Source organism: Sphingobium algorifonticola (assembly GCF_004005485.1).
Classification (GTDB): Bacteria; Pseudomonadota; Alphaproteobacteria; order Sphingomonadales; family Sphingomonadaceae; genus Sphingobium; species Sphingobium algorifonticola.
On sequence record NZ_RZUL01000009.1, the window covers coordinates 1 to 19,133 of the forward strand.

Genomic DNA, 19,133 nt, shown 5'->3' on the forward strand with positions numbered 1-19,133 from the left:
AGTCTCCTTGAGGATGATGGTCTCGAACACCTTGTCCAAGCCACCTCCCTCTTCCCCGCTCCCCTCCCCGGCCACCGGCCGGGCCGGCGCGCAAGCGCCCCGTCCGAGGCCCGTTCACGGCCTCGGGATGGACCTCAGTGGATCGACCCGAAGAGGCGCTGCTTGACCTCGGCCTGGGACGCGCTGTCCTTCACCCCGACCGTCGCCTCCATGTCCGCCTCCAACCGGGCCACTAGATCGGCTGGCACCAGCGCATGAGGTTCGACAATCGCGATTGCGGCTTGGGGGGTCGGCAGTTCGCCGGGCTCGGTGCCGAGCCAGATCGTCGCCTCGCCTTCATCGGGTTCCTCTTGCGTAAGGAAGAAGACCTGCGCGAAGAAGGTCTGGAGCGGCCGGTCCCATCCGACGACGGCGCGGACCACGTTTGCCGCTTCGGGCCTAGTATCCAGTTCATAGCGGCTCATGGCAGGCTCCTGCGAAAACGGTGATCGGCATGGCGTGCGGCGCCCTGGGCGCTTCGGAGCGCATGCCGTGCCGCTTCCGCAGCGCGAGGCGCTCCGCTCTCCCGCAGCAGCGTACGGGCCTGGCGCAAATGTTCAATCGCCTGTGCGACGGTTTCGCGCGTCTCTTCGCTGGCCGGACGGATCTTGCGCATGCTGCTGTCTCCCTGCCCAGGCAGCTCACTCGGCCTCGGCCACAGGCGCGATCGTGGCGACCGCCGGCTCCGCGGCCTCGAGACGGATATCGAGACTGTTGCGGCCGACGACCGCGACGAACTGGCGACCTTCGGGCACGAACCATTGGGTCCGATAGGACAGGATCGCGCGAAACCGCTCGACCAGCGCCGCATCGTCGCCCAACAGGAGGCGTGTCGCCATTTCCTGGGCATCGAGCAGGAAGCGGTCATGCTGGGTATCCCAGCTGTCGGCATCCTTGTCGTCACTGGCGCTGAAACAGGCGCCATCAAGCAGATCGACAAGGTCATGGGGCGTGATGGCGACAGGCGACGCGATGAGGATATTCGCCTCCTCGAACCCCCAGAACAGCCCGTCATCATATTCGATCGCAACGGGCGCGGGCAGACGGATGCGAGCGGGCTCCGGGCCTTCGAGCGACAGGATGAGCTCAAGCCGATCGACGGGGCCGCTCTCCAGGCCGGGAAAATCGGGTCCTCCAAGTTCCGAGACTTCGCCATCCCGTTCAATCTCGAAACGAAGGTCGACGATCCGTGGCAGGCGATCGTACCAGCCATAGCCGCGCATTGCCTCGTCGGGTTCGGCGAGGCGTCCCTCCAGGCTGCCGTCGCGGGCAAGCGCAAAGGCCGCGCACTGTTCGAGCGGCGCGCCAAAATCGTCGACCAGGACAAGATCGGCGGTATCGATGATGCTATGGCGTCCGGCACCGCCATTCTGGTCGGCCACCGCGGGGCTCCAGGACAGCAGTTCTGCGCGCGCCTCGGGCAAGGTCACGCCGAGACCCGCAGCCTCCTCCCAGAGCGTGAAACCCAGCCGGTGAGAGCCAAGCGCGTGGATATGCCGGTAGATGGCAAGGCGGACGGCATCGCGCAGCGCCGCAAGCGCGGCATTCTCCACCATCTCCTTGCGCGCGGGGAGCACCAGCTGAAGATCGGGCGCATCGACGATATCGACTTTCGCGCTCCAGTGGCGATCCTTTTCCGAGACGGTGGGCAGCAAAGAGGCGACCGTCACACCGTGGAAATTGATGCTGGGGCTGAAATGACGGTGGAGATAGTTGCGGTAGAGACCGACACGGACCCCGTGCGCCGCGACGATCGTCTCTGCGCCTTTGAGCCAGTCCTCGCGCAACAGGTCCTTGCCGTCGAGACGAACAGTGATTGGACAATGGCGGGCCGCATTTTGCGCGGCCGCCATCAGGATCGGCGGCCATTGCGGATCCATGGCGACGCGGATTTCCGTGCCTGCGCGATGATTGCCGGCCACAACGCTGATCGGCGCGCCCGACTGCCAGTCGCCAGAAGCGATGCGGATCGACCAGCCATGGCCTTCAGCGCGCGGCGAGGAGATGATCTGGGCCTCGCGTCCCGCCAAACTGAAGACGCCCATGCCGGCCGGATCCTCCCGGCGCGCGATCGCCTCATCCCAGCCCGAGCGCCCAAGCGCGAGGACGACCGACGGATCGGCGATTCCGGCGCCGTCATCGGCGATGGACAGCCAGTCCATGCCGTCGAGATGGATCACCCCGATCTCGACAAGACCGGCGCCGGCCCGGCGCGCATTCTGGATGAGCTCGCACAGGATGTCGCCGAGCGTGTTGTTGAAAAGGCGCGTGACCTTGGTCACGGCAGCAGGATCGACCTGGGAACGGATCGTTGCGGGAAGGGCCATGGGGGCCTCCTTGGCTAGAGCGGGAAAGACTTCGCTTCCCCGCCCCCTTCCCTTTCCAGGCCTCGGCGCAGCCACCGGGCCAAACCTTAATAATCCTCGGCCAGCATGATGGTGAGGACGCGTTTCGTCACCGACGCGTCGGCCGGGTCTTCCGACCCGAATGCGAGGGCCATGTCGTAATAATCGATCTTGAAGAGGATGCGCTCGCCTCTGAGATCGAAGGCGCCGAAGTCGCGCTCGGGGCCATCGCCCGGCTTGAAGGCATAGCGCCGGACGGACGCCAGCAGTTCGGCCTGGGCGAGCACCTCGCCCAGCGGCTCGTCGCCCGCGAGGCGGGCCAGGCAGGTTCGGGTGACGACGATACGCGCCGTTGGATCGAGGCCTTGCCGGCAGCGATCGTTGAGACGGGCGATCTGGTCTTCGCGGGTGATGGTCATGCGGCCTCCGGGAATGCGGCGTTGAACTGGTCGAGCCACGCCGACATGGCGGGGCGCTCCGAGATCGGGATCTGGGCGGCGACGTCCTGGAACCGGATGAGGCTCATGGGCGCATCACGGATGATCGCGTCGATCACGGCTTCCGGCAGAAGCGCCTCGGCGCGGATGAAATCGGTCATTCGTCCCGGGCGCGTGCGGGTCGACCGACGCCACAGACCCTCGACGGTGCGCAGACGCGGCGCCGCCCGAGCCTCGACCAGGATGATGAGCCGCAGGCACCAGGCGGGCAGCGCGCGGACTTCGTCGGGCTTCATGGCTCCGCAGATGAATTATGTCGCCATTGAGACGATCCATTCCCTTTGACGGGATAAGGATATTGTCCCATTATCGATCGGGTCGGGGCAATAAAATGGAAACGCCCAGTGTCATGTCGAGGGTTCAGTGCATCTTTTCCCGTTCGATCCTTGGCTCGGCGTCGAGCCTATACTTCTTGATGGGACGATGATCCGGCCTGCGCTTGATGACTCCATAAAGCAGGACGCAATCAAATACTTACCCGAAACAAATCTCCCTTCTCTCCTTCATTCCGACGGAAGCCCCGTTGTAGAAGTCAATTCGTTCATCACGTTCCTGCGATCCGATGGCGTGTCCCTTGCCAGCGCAGGCCACTATGCTCGAGATCTTCAGGTCTTTGCCCGTTACCTGCGGGATGCGCGTTCAAAGTCGTTACTCGACGCATCGAGTGCCGACGTAGGGAAATATCGCAGCCTTCGGCTCGAAGGGCCGGGCGAGCTCCGACTATCGGGATCGTCTTGGAAGCGCACCTCTGCGGCGCTAACGCGGTTCTATCAATGGGCCGCCAGCGAGGACGCAGGACTGATATCAGTTGCGCCGAAAACCAGATTCCGCCGTGATGGCGCGGTTGCCGAAGATACGATCCGCATGATCCCGCTCGAGGATTACGTTCTGTTCCGAGACCAAGGCCTGCTCGGTGGGGGTTACGCGAACGGCATCACTCACCGGCGGAATCCGATGCGCGATGCCGCGTTCGCCGAGCTGCTTGTGACGACAGGGGTTAGGCTCGAAGAAGGCGCAAGCCTTCTGATCGGTGAGCTTCCGACGACGAACGCCCGCGTCTTTCACGGCTGTCGCAGCACCATGATCGACCTGCCCGCCAGAATCACCAAAGGGCGCAAACCTCGATCAGTGCCGTTCCCGAGGCGGGTAGCCAGTAACTTCATCGACGCTTATATTCGCGAGGAGCGGAGCCAGTTGGTCGATCGCTGGCGACGCGCGGGTGGGGTCCGGACCATGCGGCAGCCGCTCATCGGCACGCTTGCAGGCGGGCAACGCGTTTTGATCAAGGGCGAGCGGCGCCCTCGATCACTGGCGACTCTGCGCATCGACGAACGACGCAACCTCCTATTGCTGCCCGGATCGGGCGCACCATTGGAAAGTGCGCAGCCGGCAGCATTGTGGCTGGCGCAGGACGGCCAAGCCCTCACCCCCGCGGCATGGCAGTCGATATTCCGGCGTACCAGCAAGAAGTTGTCGGAGGACATGGGCTGGGACCTACACGTATCGCCCCATACCCTCCGGCATACCTTTGCCGTCTACTGGCTTACACACCTCGTCAAAGCGGAAGTGATGAGGCTCGACGATCGATCTGTCCCGGATCGAACCGAGGAAATCTACATGAAGGTTGTCAGCGACCCCTTGCGCCGGGTCCAGCGATGGCTGGGTCACGCCAGCGTCCTGACCACTGAAAAATATCTCACCTACCTCGATGAAGCCTTCGAAATCGTAGATCAGGCGGCCGAGGCGCTGGACTCTCGTCTGATGGGCTTCTTCTAGCAGTGGGTCGCCCTCGCCTCTCGTTCCGCGATTTACCTCCGCAGCAGGATGAGGAGCCGCGAGCCGACGCGATCGTAGCCTATCATCATCGTGACGGTGTCGGGCGCGAAATGACCTGGTTGCTGCACGAGGTGGGGAACGAAGGCCTGGGTCGCGATCTTGCCTTGTACCTTGGGCCGATGATGAACGAGCTGTTCGCCGGCCTGGCCGTCCCGAGTGTCGAACAGTATCGACAGAGCTGGATCCCGCTCGGGAAACATCTGTCCTCCAGCGGGCGCCTCAACGGGGGGCTTCGCGTGATCACGGCCGCTGACATCGATGCCTGCGACGTTCGGGGTCAATACTCCCGGTTCCGTTGCCTTGTTCACGGCCTTCGCGCGATAGACGAACGAAACCCTGATCTGCTTCGTCCGGATCTGAAGGCGCGGATCAACTTCACGAGCCGGCACAACGGAACGGCATTACGGCCCCGCGAACCGTTGACACCGTTCGTCGCTCGCGTCCTGAAAGACGCCGCTGATCGCAGCGTGGTAGCTACACGCGAAAGGATCTTGTCGGGCCGCGAGCAGATCGAAGCTTTGCGAAACAAGCCGGAGAGGAGCCGCTTTGAGAATGTGTTCCTGAGGGTCGCCGACGGCACGCGCCCCGCTCGAAGCGAGTTCGACATGTTCAAATATCGCAAGGTTGCCATCGCCGCGGCCAGCGATCTTCTCGTTCTGACCCTGCCTGATGCGATCTGCTTCATCATCGCCATCGCGCTCCGGGTCGAAATGCCGATAGAATGCCTGCGGACCCTGCGGCGCGACTGCCTGAAGAACCCCGCGAGAGGGTACGTCTCCATTGAATACACAAAGGGACGAGGCGGCCCCCGCGCGAAGATCAAGCGCGAACGCGTGCGTGATGGTGGAATTAATACGCCCGGCGGACTCGTTCGCCTTGCCCTCGAACTATCCCGACCCGCCGCCGAGCGAATGGCCGATCGAGGGGACCCGAATGCGGATTACCTGTGGGTGGGCTTCGTTGCAGCCGGACTGCCGAGCTGGCGGCGGTTCAGCCTTTCTACCCACAACTTCTATGCCGCGATCAGGAGCCTTGGGCTCGTCGACGAAGCGGGCAAGCCGATAACCAAGATCGTTCCCGCCCGGCTAAGGAAGACGGTGAAGCGGGACAATTACTTGCGCCACACAGGCCACCTTCGGCGCTTCGCGAGCGATCACTCGAAGCCAGTTGCCGCTCGGCATTATGCCGCGGTGGACGGGCTTCGAGAAGAGCATGCACGCTCGGTAGCGGTCGCTGAAGGTCAACTGTTCGACATGGCGATGATGCCGTTGGTCCTGCCACCGAAGGAGGAAGTCAGCGCGCTCGCATCCGGCCTCTCGATCGGAAACCAAAAGCTCGACGCAGGCGCGGTCGCGTCGTTGGTCTCAGGCGATGCCGATACGTTCCTTGGCATGTGTTCCGGCTTTTGGTCGAGCCCTCTTGGGCGGAACGACAACGGCTCCTGCGCCACCGCGTTCACCGGCTGCCTCCATTGCTCGAATGCAGTGTTCACCGCACGAAAACTGCCTGCATTGCTGACCTATCTGACATGGCTAGCTGAACGGCGCGCCGTCATGACGGAAGCGGAGTGGCACGAGCGCTACAGCGCCGACCATAATCGAATTATGGTACAGATACTCCCCGTGTTCGACGCTGGCGATATCGAACAGGCTCGGTCCACGGCGGAAAATGCCGCTGTGGCGCCAGCGCTGCCGCCACATCTTCAGCGGGGCTGAACATGCGTCGGGTTCTGGAACGTGCCGAAGCATCTTGGCGGATTGACCGTTCGGCATTGGTGATTCCGCCCCAGATGGTCGTGAGTGGCCGTGAGCAGCAGAATATCTCTCTGGTCGGGGACGATAAGTGGCTGCTCGAATGTGCCATCGCGCGGCCGACAAAGGCCCATGAAGCCTGTATCTGCTTCGGTCGGATCGCCGATGCTGATGAGCGGGAGCTCATACGAGAATACCTGTTCCTGTCTTTAAACTACGACTCCCGAGACAATGTGCGCGGCCGCCTCGGCGTCCTGAAACCTGGTTCGCTGATGCAGGTCGGCAATATAATCCGGCATTTTCTACAAGAAGTGCGGGAAGCCGGACTTCGACTCCACGAGATCGATCAGCCTTGGCTGGATCAGTGGCTGTCCGCGAAGCGGCACCTCGCACCGGCAACTCTTGTCTACAAGATCCTCTGCGTACGGCGACTTGCGCTCTATACGCCCTCCCTGTCGTTCCGGGGAATCGAGATAGCTCCTTGGGGTAACCGTTCAGCGACTAGGATCGCGGGATACCGGGGTGGCCGAGAAAATGTCACACCGCGAATACCGGAAGCCATTAGCGCGCCGGCGTTGCGGTGGGCCATGTTCTACGTCCATCATGGGATCGACGATCTTATCGCCCGACATCGTATAGCTGGCATCAACATCGCCGCGCGTCGGCAGAGAGTGTCACCGAAACTAAGCGACCAGCGCCTGCGCGCTTATTTGGATGCGCTTGAAGCATCGGGCTCTGGAGTACCGGCGACCCAAGATGGTCGACCCGCGTGGCCAGAAATCTGCAAGGCCAGCGGCCTCGGCGTGGCAGTGCTGAAGGCACGCTCAGCTATGCTCGAGAAGGCAATCTCGCAACTCGGAACCGAGCGCCCAGGCGCAAGCAGTGGTTGGGCCAGCATGCCAGGAACAAACATTGCGTGGCGGTCGCATCTTCCCAGCTTCAGCAGCCGTTATACCTTCATACCGGCGATAGCCGCGTGCTATCTCGTAATCGGCCTATTATCAGGAATGCGCGGCGAGGAAGCGGCCGCGCTCAAGCGTGGTTGCCTCAGACTCATGCGCGACGAACATGGGAAGGTTAAGGGCTACGAACTCGTCGGAAGAATCTTCAAAACCCGTAAAAACGTCGACGGCGCTGAACATCGCTGGACCGTGATAGAGCCTGTTGCCAGGGCCGTATTGGCAGCAATACGGTTGCAGGACTATCTACACAACAGCGCCGATCGAACGGAAGCGCCGCGAGATGATGAGCCCCTGTTCAAACCGGCCTTGATTCGGGGGGTGGGCAATGTCCAGCTTACGGCGCATCAATCGACCGTATACCTGAATTACTTTGCCAAAGAGTGTCGCCGGCTCGCCGAAGAAATGGCAGCGGCGGCGCCCGCCGAAGCCGACCGCATACTGGCACTTTATCATATCCCGGACGAGGGTGATGAACCCTGGCGGTGGCGCACGCGTCAGCTCCGCCGCACCCTTGCATGGTACATCGCCAGTCAGCCCTTCGGCGTGATCGCGGGCATGATACAATATGGGCACGCGAGCGCCATGATGTTCGAAGGCTATGCGGGCACTTCCCAATCCGGCTTCCGTTCGGAGATCGAAGAGGAACGTCGCCTCGCTCAGCTCAGCGATATCGTCGAGATGTACGAGGACTGGAAGGCAGGGATCAATCCAGGCGGCCCCATGCGATCGAAACTCGTCGCCGAATTTACAAGCATCAGAAACAAGATCGGAGATCTGCCCGGCACGGTCGTTGATGATCGGCGCCGCGCAAAAATGCTCTCGAACACCGCCGTCACGCTTCATCCGGGTTATATCAACGACTGCTTCTTCTATGCCGACCACGCCCTCTGCTTGAAGGTGAAAGGAGCTGAGGCGCAGCCGGCATTTACGAGGTGCCAGCCTGCTCGTTGTCCGAACAGCGTGGTGGCGAGGCGGCATGTGCTGGCTCTGCAATCATGCATCGCAGATGCCGAGACCATGAAAAATGGCAAGAACATCAGCCCGATCCAGAAACACGCCATTGAGGCACAGATCGATATTTACAGGCAGTTGCTGGAACAGGTCGAACGATGACGACGAAAGCGAACCCTCCCCGGAAATCGCAAGCCACCGTCGCGCTGCTTGACGCCTATAACCGCTTGCGCGACGGCAAAGGCACCGCGACGAATGGCAAGCTGAGCATAACCAATGTTGCGCGCGAGGCGGGGGTCAGTCGAGCGACGGCCTATCGATGCTCCAAACTTCTCGCTTTGTTCGATGAAGCTCCGAAGCCGCCGAAGGCTAAACCACAAAGCACGAGCGGCAAGGCCGAGCTGCGAAACGTGATCAACCAGTTGCTCAATCGTATCATCATGCTGGAGGCTGCGTTGGAAGCCAAAGACGCGGAACTCCGGCAATTGCGCTCAATGCTGCCAAAACCACGGCCGGCCGACTCATGATGCGAGCAAGTCCTGAGGACATTACAATCGACGCCACGTTGCACGCTCAATTCGCTCTACGCTACATGGCGACGCGAGACCGCCACGGGCGGGCTACGCATTGAAGGCAGGTTCAGTGTAAAACCCTCCCCGCTTGCGCAGCACTGATCCTCCCCTGCACAACGCTTGATGGATTTTGGTTGGGCCCATCACTCGACGAAGAATTCCCTCAATCAACGGCCCGCCTGCGACCAGCAGCTTGAATGGGTATCTCGCATGTAAATGACCGCGATTGGCCGGTAGGCGACTGTCCGGTTCGGAGCCGGGATGCGTGGATAGCTGACGGTCGTTCGGAGTCGGCAACCGACCACTTAAAGCCGTTCCGACGCCGCGGACGGAATGTCGAGTTACGCCAGAACCGGTCATTCAAGGCTTAATCAGCCGGCAAGCGCATCCGCGTGACTTTACGCAGTTCAGCGGCTCATCTTCATTTTTTTGGAAGCGCTCACCTTTTTAGATCCAGCGGATCGCCGAAACCGCTCCGCCTCTCGCGATCGGCGTTGCACAGCAGAACATGGCAGGCACTGCCCTGCGCGGGTTGTCTTGGCGTATGGCGACGGTCGATCGGAACCCAGCCAGGCGGCGGCGCGCCGCAAAATGGGATGGAGCGCGCAACCGCCGGTGCCGGCAGAGCCCCCGCCGCCAGATTGAGGCAAGCAGAAGCCGCTAGCCATGCCGCGCTAGACCGCATGGCTGAAGCGCCTTTCCTCAGCCGCCAGATAGGCGTCGAACCGTGCTGCAATGACCCGCGCATAGGGACGAGCGGCCGGTGTCAGAAGCATGCGTCCCTCGCTGCGCCGGACTAGCCCCAGCGCCTCGAAATCCGACAGATCGGGCATGGGTGTCGCACCCGGATGGGCCTCGCCCCGGCAGAGCAGTGCCTCTATGATGCGCCCCCGCCGCCGGTCTTCCCCATCGCGGATGAGCCCGCGAGAGGCAGTAAGCCGGTCGGCGGCGATCCGCTCGCGCCAGGCCCCGGCGCGCTTCTCATTCTGAACCAGCAGATCGGGAAAGGCGCTGATCGCGCTCGCGCCCATTCCGATGAGTATGTCGGCGTCATCGTCGGTGAAGCCCTGGAAATTGCGCCGCAGTCGCCCCTCGCGCGTGGCCTGCGCCAGCCCGTCGCCGGGGAGGGCGAAATGATCGAAACCGATCGCTTCATACCCTGCGGCGATCAGCCGCTCGTGCCCCTGCGCCGCCATGGCGAAGCGGGTTGCCAGATCCGGCAGGTCGTTGGCGTCGATCCGCTGCTGGCGCGGCAGAAGGCGTGGCATATGGGCATAGCCAAACAGCGCGATCCGTGCGGGCGCAAGCACGATGCTGGCGTCCAGCGTAGCGATGAGGTCTTCAATTGTCTGTCCCGGCAGGCCGTACATCAGGTCGAAACCGGTCGCCACGCCGGCGCGGGCGAAGCCCTCCACCGCGCGCTTCACCAGGTCGTGCGGCTGAATGCGACCGATCCGCGCCTGCACCGCCGGTGCGAAGGTCTGCACGCCCAGATTGACGCGACTTACCCCCATAGCCGCCATCGTCGTGATCCACTGGTTGTCCAGTCGGCGGGGGTCCAGCTCCACCGAGATCTGCGCATCATGCGCATCGAAACAGCGGCTCAGTTGTTGCGACAACCGGACGAAATCAACCAGCGGCAGGGAATTGGGACTGCCTCCCCCAAAGGCGATGCGCCGCACCCGGCCGCGGCCGGACAAGCGCGTCGTAATAATTGCTATTTCGCGCTCCAGCGCCTCGATATAGGCAGTCAGGCGTTGGATGCGATTAGCCGCTCCGGTGTTGCAGCCGCAATACCAGCAGATATCATGACAATAGGGAATATGGACATAGAGGGAGAGCGACGTGTCCGTCTCCAGTGCGTCCAGCCGTGCCATCAATTCAGCCTCTCCCACAGCATCGCTGAACTGGGCTGCGGTGGGATAGCTGGTGTAGCGCGGCACCGGCCGCGCGAGCAGATCGGGATAATAGGTCCACATACGCACGTGATCGCACGGGCGCGGTCAGTGCACATTGCGCCATGTCAAATAACGCGTTGCGCCGGATCAATGTCCAATCGGCCGATGGGGCTCAAAGGGCAGTCACCAACCAGAAGGGAAGGAGACCCCTATGAACAGGACAGTCCTATTGCTGGGCGCCGCAGCCATTGCCGCCGCGCTCGCCACGCCGGCGCAGGCGAAACAGGGCGATGTGCTGATCCGCCTGCGCGGCATCATCGTCGCGCCCAACGAAAAAAGTGGTAGTGTGCTGCCTGGGTTCCCCGGCGAAAAGGTGAGCATCGATAATGCAATCACGCCGGAGATCGACTTCACCTGGATGGCGGCCGACCATATCGGCTTCGAACTGATCGCAGCGACCACCAAGCATAGCGCCAGTGGTCGTACCGGCACGACGGGCAGCATCGGCAAGCTCGCTTCCACCTGGGTGCTGCCACCGACCCTCACGGCGCAATATCATTTCGTGCCCCAGGGCAAGGTGCGTCCATATGCAGGTGCCGGCATCAACTACACGCTGTTCTACAATGAGGACGCTTCCACGGCTCTGGAGGGCGCTGTCGGCAAGACCAAGGTGCACATGTCCGACAGCTTCGGCTGGGCGGCGCAGGCCGGCGTGGACATCGACCTGACCGATAAGGTCTTCCTGAACTTCGACATCAAATATATCGACATCGACACCGACGCGCGGCTTAGCACGAGCGCTGCGGGCGTACAGAAGGTCCATGTGGAGCTAGACCCACTGGTCTTCGGCGTTGGCTTGGGTATGCGCTTCTGACCTCCGAGAGGGGTGCCGCCGCTGAAACGGTGCCCTTTTCCGTTTGCGGGTATCCGAACCATTGACCGCCCAACTGGTCCTGCCACTATGCGGCCATGCGCATCGCGATCTTTGGCACCAAGGACTATGATCGGCAGTTCCTGAGCGGGGCCAATGTCGTGCACGGGCATGAGCTCCATTTCCTGGAACCCCGGCTGGATGAGAGCACGGCGCCTCTGGCGCAGGGGTTTCCGGCTGTTTGCATCTTCGTCAACGACCGGGCCGACGCTGCCGTGCTGGAACGGCTGGCGGCGCAGGGCACGCGACTGGTGGCGTTGCGCTGTGCGGGGTACAACAATGTGGACCTCCGGACTGCGGCGCGGCTGGGTGTCGCTGTCGTACGGGTGCCAGCCTATTCGCCGCATGCCGTCGCCGAGTTCACTATTGCGCTGCTGCTGGCACTCGACCGCAAGGTGCATCGCGCCTGGGCGCGGGTGCGGGAGAATAATTTTTCGTTGGACGGCCTGATTGGCCGCAACCTGCACGGTCGTACCGCAGGTGTCATCGGCACCGGCCGGATCGGCGCGCTGGTGGCGCGCACGCTACAACTAGGCTTCGGCTGCCAAGTGTTGGCGAGCGACGTCGTCGAGGATCCGGAGCTGGCGGCGATGGGCGTCTCCTATGTGCCGCCCGCCGAGTTGTTGGAGCGGGCCGAGATCGTCTCGCTGCATTGCCCGCTGACACCGCAGACGCGCCATATCATCGACGCCGATGCAATCGCGAAGGCGCGCGAGGGGCTGGTAATCGTCAACACGAGCCGTGGTGCGCTCATCGACACGCGGGCGCTGATCGCCGGACTCAAGGCCCGCAGGATCGGCGGCGTCGCGCTCGACGTCTATGAGCAGGAGGCCGATCTCTTCTTCGAGGACCTGTCGAACGAGATCATCGAAGACGACGATTTCCAGCGCCTGCTGACCTTCCCCAATGTTCTCGTTACCGGCCACCAGGCCTTCCTGACGCAGGAGGCGCTCGAAGGCATTGCCGAGACGACGCTGGCGAACATTAGCGATTTCGAGGCGGGACGGCCTCTTGCGAACAGCATCGATCCGGCGCTGGCACGGTAGCGCCTCTCGGTGCCAGCGCTGTTCAGAAACAGCGCTCCAGCATCACTAGGGTAGCATCGCCATCCACGGCTCGCGCGGAGAAACCCTTCTCCCGCTCCAGCGAGATCGCGGCGTGATTTTCGCGACTTTCGATCGAACGCAGCCGGCGGATGCCCCAGTGCCGGGCCTCGACGGCTGCGTGATCGAGCAGAGTCCAGCCGATGCCGCGTCCCTTATAGTCAGCATCGATGGAGATCGCGACTTCTGCGCTCTCCCCGGTCCGGTCGGCTGCGAGCGTGGCGGCAGCGATAATCTCGTCCGTGCCGGGCAGGAAGGCGAGGAAGGTCTCGCGCCGGTGATAGTCGAAGTCGATGATGTCCTTTGCTTGCGCCGCCGTCAGGTGGCGGATCGAGGACAGGAAGCGGAACCGGCGATCCTCGTCCGACACCCGGTCGAAGAAGTCGATCACCGCGGCGGCATCGGCGGGCGTGGCAGGGCGGACCGCGAGGCTGAAGCCGGCGCGGGTTTCGAGATAAATCATAGCCATGTCCTTTCGTTTAGGCGGGCGCGAGGCCCTTGACCAAGAAGGGGAGCTGCGCGCCGTCGGGCTCCGTCAGCGTCAGATAGCTGCCCGGCCGGACGCTGTGCGCGTCCAGCCGGAATATCCTTTCGTCATCCTCTTCCCCGCGGGCATAGGACAGCACCCACCCCTCCGGCGTCCGCAGCAGATAACCGCGCCGATCCGGCTCGTTCGGCCAGAAGCGGCGGGCGGTCGCCAGTTCAGGGTGGGTCCGATATTCCTGCTCGTCGATCAGCCCGTCGGATTGCAGCGGCAGGCGCAGCACATAGCTGCGCGCCGCCGAACCATTGGGGAAACCCTCCGTGCGGGCCAGTTCCAGGCGTATCGTCGTCCATGTCATGGCCTCTCTTTCCGGTTTCCGGGCGTCCGAAGAAATAAGGACTATCCCTGATGGTGCGATCCCGGACCTCCGGCCTAAGAAAAGGCGATCGGAAGCATCCGCTCGGAAAGGCCGGGGCCATGAAATCGATATTGCTTCATATCCATGACGATCTGGGTCAGGAAAGCCGGCTTCAGGCCGCCTTCGACATCGCGCGGGCGACCAGTGCCCATATCCGCTGCGTTCAGGTGACGATGCTGCCGGATTTGGTGGCGGCCGATCTCTATGGCGGTGCGGGCTTCGCGCCGACGATCATGGCGGAACTGCGGGACATCGACCGCAAGGCGCGGACGGAGGTCGAGGCGCGGCTGGCGCGGGAAGGCGTGCAATGGGACTGGATTCAGTGCGAGGGCGAGGCCGTGAGCGGTATCCTGTCCGCCGCACGCCTGGCCGACCTGATCGTGGCAACCCTGCCGCGAGGGCCGCGCAGCGGCATGCACGACCCGCTTTCCATCGTCCCGGACCTGGCGCTGGGCCGCTGCGGACCGGTACTGGGCGTACCGCAGGCGGCGACGCGCTTCGCCGTTGCCGGGCGGGCTCTGGTGGCCTGGGACGGGTCGCAGGAAGCCGGCGCTGCGCTCCGCTCCGCCGTTCCGCTCCTCAAACTGGCGGATGCGGTGCTGGTCGTGACGATCGAGGAGGGCGGGAAGGATGTCTTGCCGGCCACTGACGCGCTGGAATATCTGTCCCGCCATGGCATCGAGGCCGAATTGCGTAGCTGGCCGCGGCAGGAGCAAACTGTTGACGAGGCGCTGCTGCGCGTCGTGGGCGACCTAGCGATCGATTGGATCGTCATGGGCGCATACGGCCATAGCCGGTTGCGCGAAACGGTGTTTGGCGGCGTAACCCGCCGCCTGCTGCGCGACGCGCCCGTCCCGCTCTTGCTGGCGCACTGAAAGGGCGGCATGGTCGCGGCATGGCGGTGGCGGATGACGAAACGGACGGGCTGAGCGCGCGCGCGCACAGCTTGGAGCAGGCCCTCCTGGGATCGATCCTGGCGACCGTGCCCGATGCGCTGATCGTCATCGACATGGCAGGGCGCATCGTGTCCTTCGGCGCGGCGGCGCAGCGCATGTTTCAATATGCCGAAAGCGATGTGCTGGGCGAGAATATCTCGATGCTGATGCCATCCCCGGATCGGGAGCGGCACGACGGCTATATCGGCCATTATCTGACGACGGGCGAAAAACGGATCATCGGCATAGGACGGCTGACCAGCGCGCGGCGGCGGGACGGGTCCACTTTCCCCATCGAACTGTCAGTGGGCGAGGTGAACGACGGGACGCGGCGGCTATTCACCGGCTTCATCCGCGATCTCACCGAACGGCAGCAGGCGGAGCGGCGTGTCGCCGATCTCCAGGCGGAACTGGCCCATGCCAGCCGCCTGACCGCAATGGGCACACTGGCCTCCGCCCTCGCGCACGAGCTGAACCAGCCGCTGACCGCGATCGCCAACTACATGGAGGCAGGGCGCGACCTGCTGGACGCCGAAGGCCCGGTCGATCGCGACATGCTGCACGAGGCGATGGCCGAAAGTGCCGGCCAAGCTCTCCGCGCGGGGGAGATCATCCGGTCGCTGCGCGAATTCATCCGGCAGGGCGAAACCCTGCGCCGGCCCGAGGCGCTGCGCGGCGTTCTTGCAGAGGGCGTCGCGCTGGCCTTTATCGGTGTGGACAGCCGGGGCATCGATATGGACATCGCCGTCGACCGGCAGGTGGACAAGGTGCTGGTCAACCGGGTGCAACTCCAGCAGGTGATCATCAACCTGGTCAAGAATGCGGTAGAGGCGATGCAGAACTGCCCCGCGCGCATTCTGCGCCTGACTGCCAACCCGACGGAGAACGGCCGTGTGGAGGTCGTTGTCGCCGATAGCGGGCCGGGACTGGACCCGGAAATGTCGCGCACCCTCTTCACCCCCTTCACCACCACCAAAGCGCAGGGGATGGGCCTCGGCCTCTCGATCAGCCAGACCATCGTGGAGGGGCATGGCGGCCGCATCTGGGCCACGCCGTCGCAATGGGGCGGCACCGCCTTCCATTTCACCCTGGACGCCGCGGACTAGCAACGGAAGACCGGCATGAGCGAACCCTACATCATCTATGTCGTGGACGATGACGAGGCGATCCGCCGCTCGCTGTCCTTCATGCTCCGGACCAGCGGCTATGCCGTGCGCCTGTTCGCGGGCGGTCTGGAGTTCCTGAAGGAGGCGGGCACGCTGCCGCGCGGCTGTGTGCTGCTCGACGTGCGCATGCCCGACATTGACGGGCTGGAGGTGCAGCGGGAACTGCGCGCGCGCGGCATTACCCTGCCGGTCGTAATCATGACCGGCCATGGCGATGTCGACATGGCGGTCGCGGCGATGAAGACGGGCGCCAGCGACTTCATCGAAAAGCCCTTTGAGAAGGCAGCGCTGCTTGCCTGTATCGAGGCCGCCAAGGCGCTGTCCCTGGCGGAACGCGGCGCCATCGCGCGCGCTGAGGAGGCGCGGGCGCGGCTCAACGTGCTGACGGATCGCGAACGCGACGTGCTGGACGGGCTCGTGCAGGGCCTGCCCAATAAGAGCATCGCCTACGATCTGGGGATCAGTCCCAGGACAGTGGAAATTCACCGTGCCAACCTGATGCAAAAGCTGAGGGTGAAGAGTCTGGCTGAGGCGCTGCGTATCGCCTTTCATGCCGGATAGAGGAGGCGAAGAAATCATCAGCTTGATGAGTGAAGCCTGACACGCAATTTCCAGTTTCATTCCTTCGACGCCGCCCACCGATAGGGACATTTACGGATAGGTCGCGGCCTGCGCTCTCGTCATCCAGCGGCATGGATATGCGATTTGACATGACGCAAAATGGCGCCTTCTCGACCCCGGCACGATCCTGCGGCAGCCAGTGCTGCAACGCTTGCGTCGTCCGCGACCGTGCCATCTGCGCGGACCTTAACGAAGGTGATCGCGATGCGCTGAGCCGCCTGGGACGGCGGGTCACTTTGCAGGCCGGTCAAACCGTTATGTGGGAAGGGGACGATAGCATGGTCGTCGCCAATGTGATTGAAGGCACGCTGAAGCTCGCCACATCCACGGGTGACGGGCGCGAGCAGATTGTCGGCGTCGTCTATGCCGCCGACTTCATCGGCCGCCCTTTCGGCGCACGAACGCCGCATAGTGTTACGGCGTTGACCAACGCGCGGCTGTGTCTTTTCCCGCGTGGCGGTTTCGATGGTTTCGCCATGCGGCACGGGGAATTGCAGCATCGCTTGTTGCAACGAACGCTGGATGATCTCGACCGGACCCGCGCCTGGATGCTCCTGCTGGGCCGCAAGTCTGCGCGGGAGAAAGTCGCCACTTTCCTCCTCGACATGAGCCGGCGGCTGCACGCGGACAGGGACGGCGTGATCGCGCTCCCGCTGTCGCGGCAGCAGATCGCCGACATTCTGGGCATTACCATTGAAACGGTCTCCCGGCAGCTGACCGAGATGAAACGTGACGGCTTCATCGACTTGGTCGGGCGACGCGGCGTGCGGCCGGTGAACATGGCTGCACTGGAAGGGCTGTCTGAGGCGGCCTGACGCTTGCCTGTCAGGCTCATTCACCGCGAACACCTCAGCCTACGCATTTTCCCGTAAAGACCCGCCGCATCGCTTTTGACAGAGGTCGGGGCATAGCGGCGGGCACTTTCCAACAGGGCGCCGCTAAGCCTTTGCGGGGATAGATCCATGGACAGACTGGTAATGCGGACAGGCGGCTGGTTCGCGCTGGCGCTGCTCGCCTTCGCGGCGATGCTGGCGGCGCGCGACAGCGGCTTTTCCGTTCATATGGGGATCGTGAGCGCGGTGGCGCTCGGCCTCGCCATCTACGGCGTGCGCACCGCCGATTATACAGCCTTCGCGCGAGGACTGGTCAGGATGCCGCCTGATCGGGGGCGCTATTATGACGATGTGATCCGCTGGGGCGTGATCGCCACCGTCTTCTGGGGCCTCGCCGGTTTCTTGGCGGGCCTCTACATCGCGTTACAGCTTGCCTTCCCGGCGCTCAACCTCGGCCTGGAATATACCAGCTTCGGGCGGCTGCGGCCGCTACACACCTCGGCTGTCATCTTCGCCTTTGGCGGCAATGCGCTGATCGCGACCAGCTTCTACGTTGTCCAGCGCACCTGCCGTGCCCGGCTCTTCTTTCCCGCGCTCGCGAACTTCGTCTTCTGGGGATACCAGCTTTTCATCGTGCTGGCCGCCACCGGCTACCTGATGGGCGTAACCGAGGGCCGCGAATATGCCGAACCCGAATGGTATGTCGACCTGTGGCTGACCATCGTCTGGGTCGCCTATCTCGTGGTCTTCGGCGGCACGATCCTGAAGCGCAGCGAGCCACACATCTATGTGGCAAACTGGTTCTACCTGTCGTTCATCCTGACGATCGCGATGCTGCACATCGTCAACAACCTGACGGTGCCGGTCAGCTTCCTGGGCTCCAAAAGCTATAGCGCCTTTGCGGGCGTGCAGGATGCGCTGACCCAGTGGTGGTACGGCCACAATGCGGTCGGCTTCTTCCTGACCGCCGGCTTCCTCGCCATGATGTATTATTTCGTGCCCAAGCAGGCCGAGCGGCCGGTCTACAGCTATCGCCTGTCGATCATCCACTTCTGGTCGCTGATCTTCCTCTATATCTGGGCGGGTCCGCACCACCTGCATTACACCGCGCTGCCCGACTGGGCGCAGACGCTGGGCATGGTCTTCTCGATCATGCTGTGGATGCCGAGCTGGGGTGGCATGATCAACGGCCTGATGACGCTGAATGGCGCCTGGGACAAAATCCGCACCGACCCGATCATCCGCATGATGGTGATGGCGCTCGCCTTTTACGGCATGTCGACCTTCGAAGGGCCGATGATGTCGGTGAAGGCGGTCAACAGCCTTTCGCACTATACCGACTGGACCATCGGCCATGTCCATTCCGGCGCGCTCGGCTGGAACGGCATGATCACCTTCGCCTCGCTCTACTATCTCGCCCCGCGCCTGTGGAAGCGCGAGCGGCTCTATTCGCTGCGCCTCGTCAACTGGCACTTCTGGCTCGCGACGGTGGGTATCGTCCTCTACGCCGCGTCGATGTGGGTCGCGGGCATCATGCAGGGGCTGATGTGGCGCGAATATGGGTCGGACGGCTATCTGGTCTACGCCTTCTCGGAAGTCGTGAGCGCCATGCTGCCCATGTACCTGATCCGCGCGGCCGGTGGCCTGCTCTACCTGTCGGGCGCGATCATCATGGCCTGGAACATCGGCCGTACCATCGCCGGCAGCCCGCTGCGCGTGGAGAAGCCGATGCACGACGCGGCATACGACCCGGCGGTCGACAAGCCGCTGATCGCCCAGCCCGTTTAAGGA

The 19,133-nt window shown here is 63.2% G+C and carries 18 protein-coding genes and 1 pseudogene; 11 read left to right on the plus strand and 8 right to left on the minus strand.

Going from position 1 to position 19,133, the window contains the following annotated elements:
* Nucleotides 1-134 precede the first annotated feature (134 nt).
* From ENE74_RS15955 to ENE74_RS15975, 5 genes and pseudogenes are all read right to left on the minus strand, one after another.
* Nucleotides 135-464, minus strand: coding sequence for a hypothetical protein (locus tag ENE74_RS15955; RefSeq protein ID WP_127691912.1), 330 nt, complete (start codon nt 462-464; stop codon nt 135-137).
* Complete coding sequence (locus ENE74_RS15960) at nt 461-655, minus strand: hypothetical protein (RefSeq protein WP_127691913.1); 195 nt, start codon at nt 653-655, stop codon at nt 461-463. The genes ENE74_RS15955 and ENE74_RS15960 overlap by 4 nt, the downstream gene beginning before the upstream one ends.
* 25 nt (nt 656-680) lie before the next feature.
* Entirely contained in the window at nt 681-2,366 is a 1,686-nt protein-coding gene (locus ENE74_RS15965; protein ID WP_127691914.1) for an ATP-binding protein, read from the minus strand.
* 86 nt (nt 2,367-2,452) lie between these two features.
* Complete coding sequence (locus tag ENE74_RS15970; RefSeq protein WP_127691915.1) at nt 2,453-2,803, minus strand: DUF3768 domain-containing protein; 351 nt, start codon at nt 2,801-2,803, stop codon at nt 2,453-2,455.
* Nucleotides 2,800-3,132, minus strand: a pseudogene (locus tag ENE74_RS15975) (hypothetical protein); the annotation flags it as partial. The gene ENE74_RS15970 and the pseudogene ENE74_RS15975, both read right to left, overlap by 4 nt.
* Nucleotides 3,133-3,304: 172 nt before the next feature.
* On the opposite strand from ENE74_RS15975, the gene ENE74_RS15980 reads away from it, so the two are divergent.
* The 4 genes from ENE74_RS15980 (at nt 3,305) to ENE74_RS15995 (ending at nt 8,908) form a co-directional block, all read left to right on the plus strand.
* Nucleotides 3,305-4,657 (plus strand): tyrosine-type recombinase/integrase, encoded by a 1,353-nt coding sequence (locus ENE74_RS15980; protein WP_037522502.1) that lies wholly within the window; start codon nt 3,305-3,307, stop codon nt 4,655-4,657.
* 110 nt (nt 4,658-4,767) lie between these two features.
* Nucleotides 4,768-6,432 carry a hypothetical protein gene (locus tag ENE74_RS15985; protein WP_048939653.1) on the plus strand — a complete coding sequence of 555 codons (1,665 nt, stop codon included), beginning with the start codon at nt 4,768-4,770 and terminating at the stop codon, nt 6,430-6,432.
* 2 nt (nt 6,433-6,434) lie between these two features.
* A complete protein-coding gene (locus tag ENE74_RS15990; protein WP_048939652.1) occupies nt 6,435-8,543 on the plus strand; it encodes a site-specific integrase in 2,109 nt (702 codons plus the stop codon).
* Nucleotides 8,540-8,908 (plus strand): hypothetical protein, encoded by a 369-nt coding sequence (locus ENE74_RS15995; protein ID WP_010409068.1) that lies wholly within the window; start codon nt 8,540-8,542, stop codon nt 8,906-8,908. The genes ENE74_RS15990 and ENE74_RS15995 overlap by 4 nt, the downstream gene beginning before the upstream one ends.
* A gap of 719 nt (nt 8,909-9,627) precedes the next feature.
* On the opposite strand, the gene ENE74_RS16000 is transcribed toward ENE74_RS15995, so the two are convergent.
* A complete protein-coding gene (locus tag ENE74_RS16000; protein WP_021227594.1) occupies nt 9,628-10,932 on the minus strand; it encodes a radical SAM protein in 1,305 nt (434 codons plus the stop codon).
* 130 nt (nt 10,933-11,062) lie between these two features.
* Here ENE74_RS16000 and ENE74_RS16005 point away from each other — a divergent pair, with 130 nt between their 5' ends.
* Both ENE74_RS16005 and ENE74_RS16010 read left to right on the plus strand, forming a co-directional pair.
* Complete coding sequence (locus ENE74_RS16005) at nt 11,063-11,725, plus strand: OmpW/AlkL family protein (protein WP_021227593.1); 663 nt, start codon at nt 11,063-11,065, stop codon at nt 11,723-11,725.
* Between the two features lie 95 nt (nt 11,726-11,820).
* Nucleotides 11,821-12,828 carry a 2-hydroxyacid dehydrogenase gene (locus ENE74_RS16010; RefSeq protein WP_021227592.1) on the plus strand — a complete coding sequence of 336 codons (1,008 nt, stop codon included), beginning with the start codon at nt 11,821-11,823 and terminating at the stop codon, nt 12,826-12,828.
* A 22-nt stretch (nt 12,829-12,850) separates the two neighbouring features.
* Here ENE74_RS16010 and ENE74_RS16015 read toward each other — a convergent pair whose 3' ends face one another.
* The gene (locus tag ENE74_RS16015; protein WP_040603882.1) at nt 12,851-13,354 is read right to left on the minus strand and encodes a GNAT family N-acetyltransferase; all 504 of its coding nucleotides are present in this window, start codon (nt 13,352-13,354) and stop codon (nt 12,851-12,853) included.
* Nucleotides 13,355-13,364: 10 nt separating this feature from the next.
* Nucleotides 13,365-13,727: a hypothetical protein gene (locus tag ENE74_RS16020; RefSeq protein WP_021227590.1), complete on the minus strand. Its 363-nt coding sequence runs from the start codon at nt 13,725-13,727 to the stop codon at nt 13,365-13,367.
* Nucleotides 13,728-13,846: 119 nt separating this feature from the next.
* Between ENE74_RS16020 and ENE74_RS16025 the strand changes: the two genes are divergently transcribed.
* The 5 genes from ENE74_RS16025 (at nt 13,847) to ccoN (ending at nt 19,130) form a co-directional block, all read left to right on the plus strand.
* Nucleotides 13,847-14,662: a universal stress protein gene (locus ENE74_RS16025; RefSeq protein WP_021227589.1), complete on the plus strand. Its 816-nt coding sequence runs from the start codon at nt 13,847-13,849 to the stop codon at nt 14,660-14,662.
* A gap of 20 nt (nt 14,663-14,682) precedes the next feature.
* Complete coding sequence (locus tag ENE74_RS16030) at nt 14,683-15,828, plus strand: sensor histidine kinase (protein ID WP_021227588.1); 1,146 nt, start codon at nt 14,683-14,685, stop codon at nt 15,826-15,828.
* 15 nt (nt 15,829-15,843) lie between these two features.
* Nucleotides 15,844-16,449, plus strand: coding sequence for a response regulator FixJ (gene fixJ, locus ENE74_RS16035; protein WP_021227587.1), 606 nt, complete (start codon nt 15,844-15,846; stop codon nt 16,447-16,449).
* A gap of 131 nt (nt 16,450-16,580) precedes the next feature.
* Nucleotides 16,581-17,324, plus strand: a complete 744-nt coding sequence (locus ENE74_RS16040; protein ID WP_021227586.1) for a Crp/Fnr family transcriptional regulator — start codon at nt 16,581-16,583, stop codon at nt 17,322-17,324.
* 147 nt (nt 17,325-17,471) lie between these two features.
* On the plus strand, nt 17,472-19,130 hold the full coding sequence (gene ccoN, locus ENE74_RS16045) for a cytochrome-c oxidase, cbb3-type subunit I (protein WP_031298779.1): 1,659 nt from the start codon (nt 17,472-17,474) through the stop codon (nt 19,128-19,130).
* Nucleotides 19,131-19,133 lie beyond the last annotated feature (3 nt).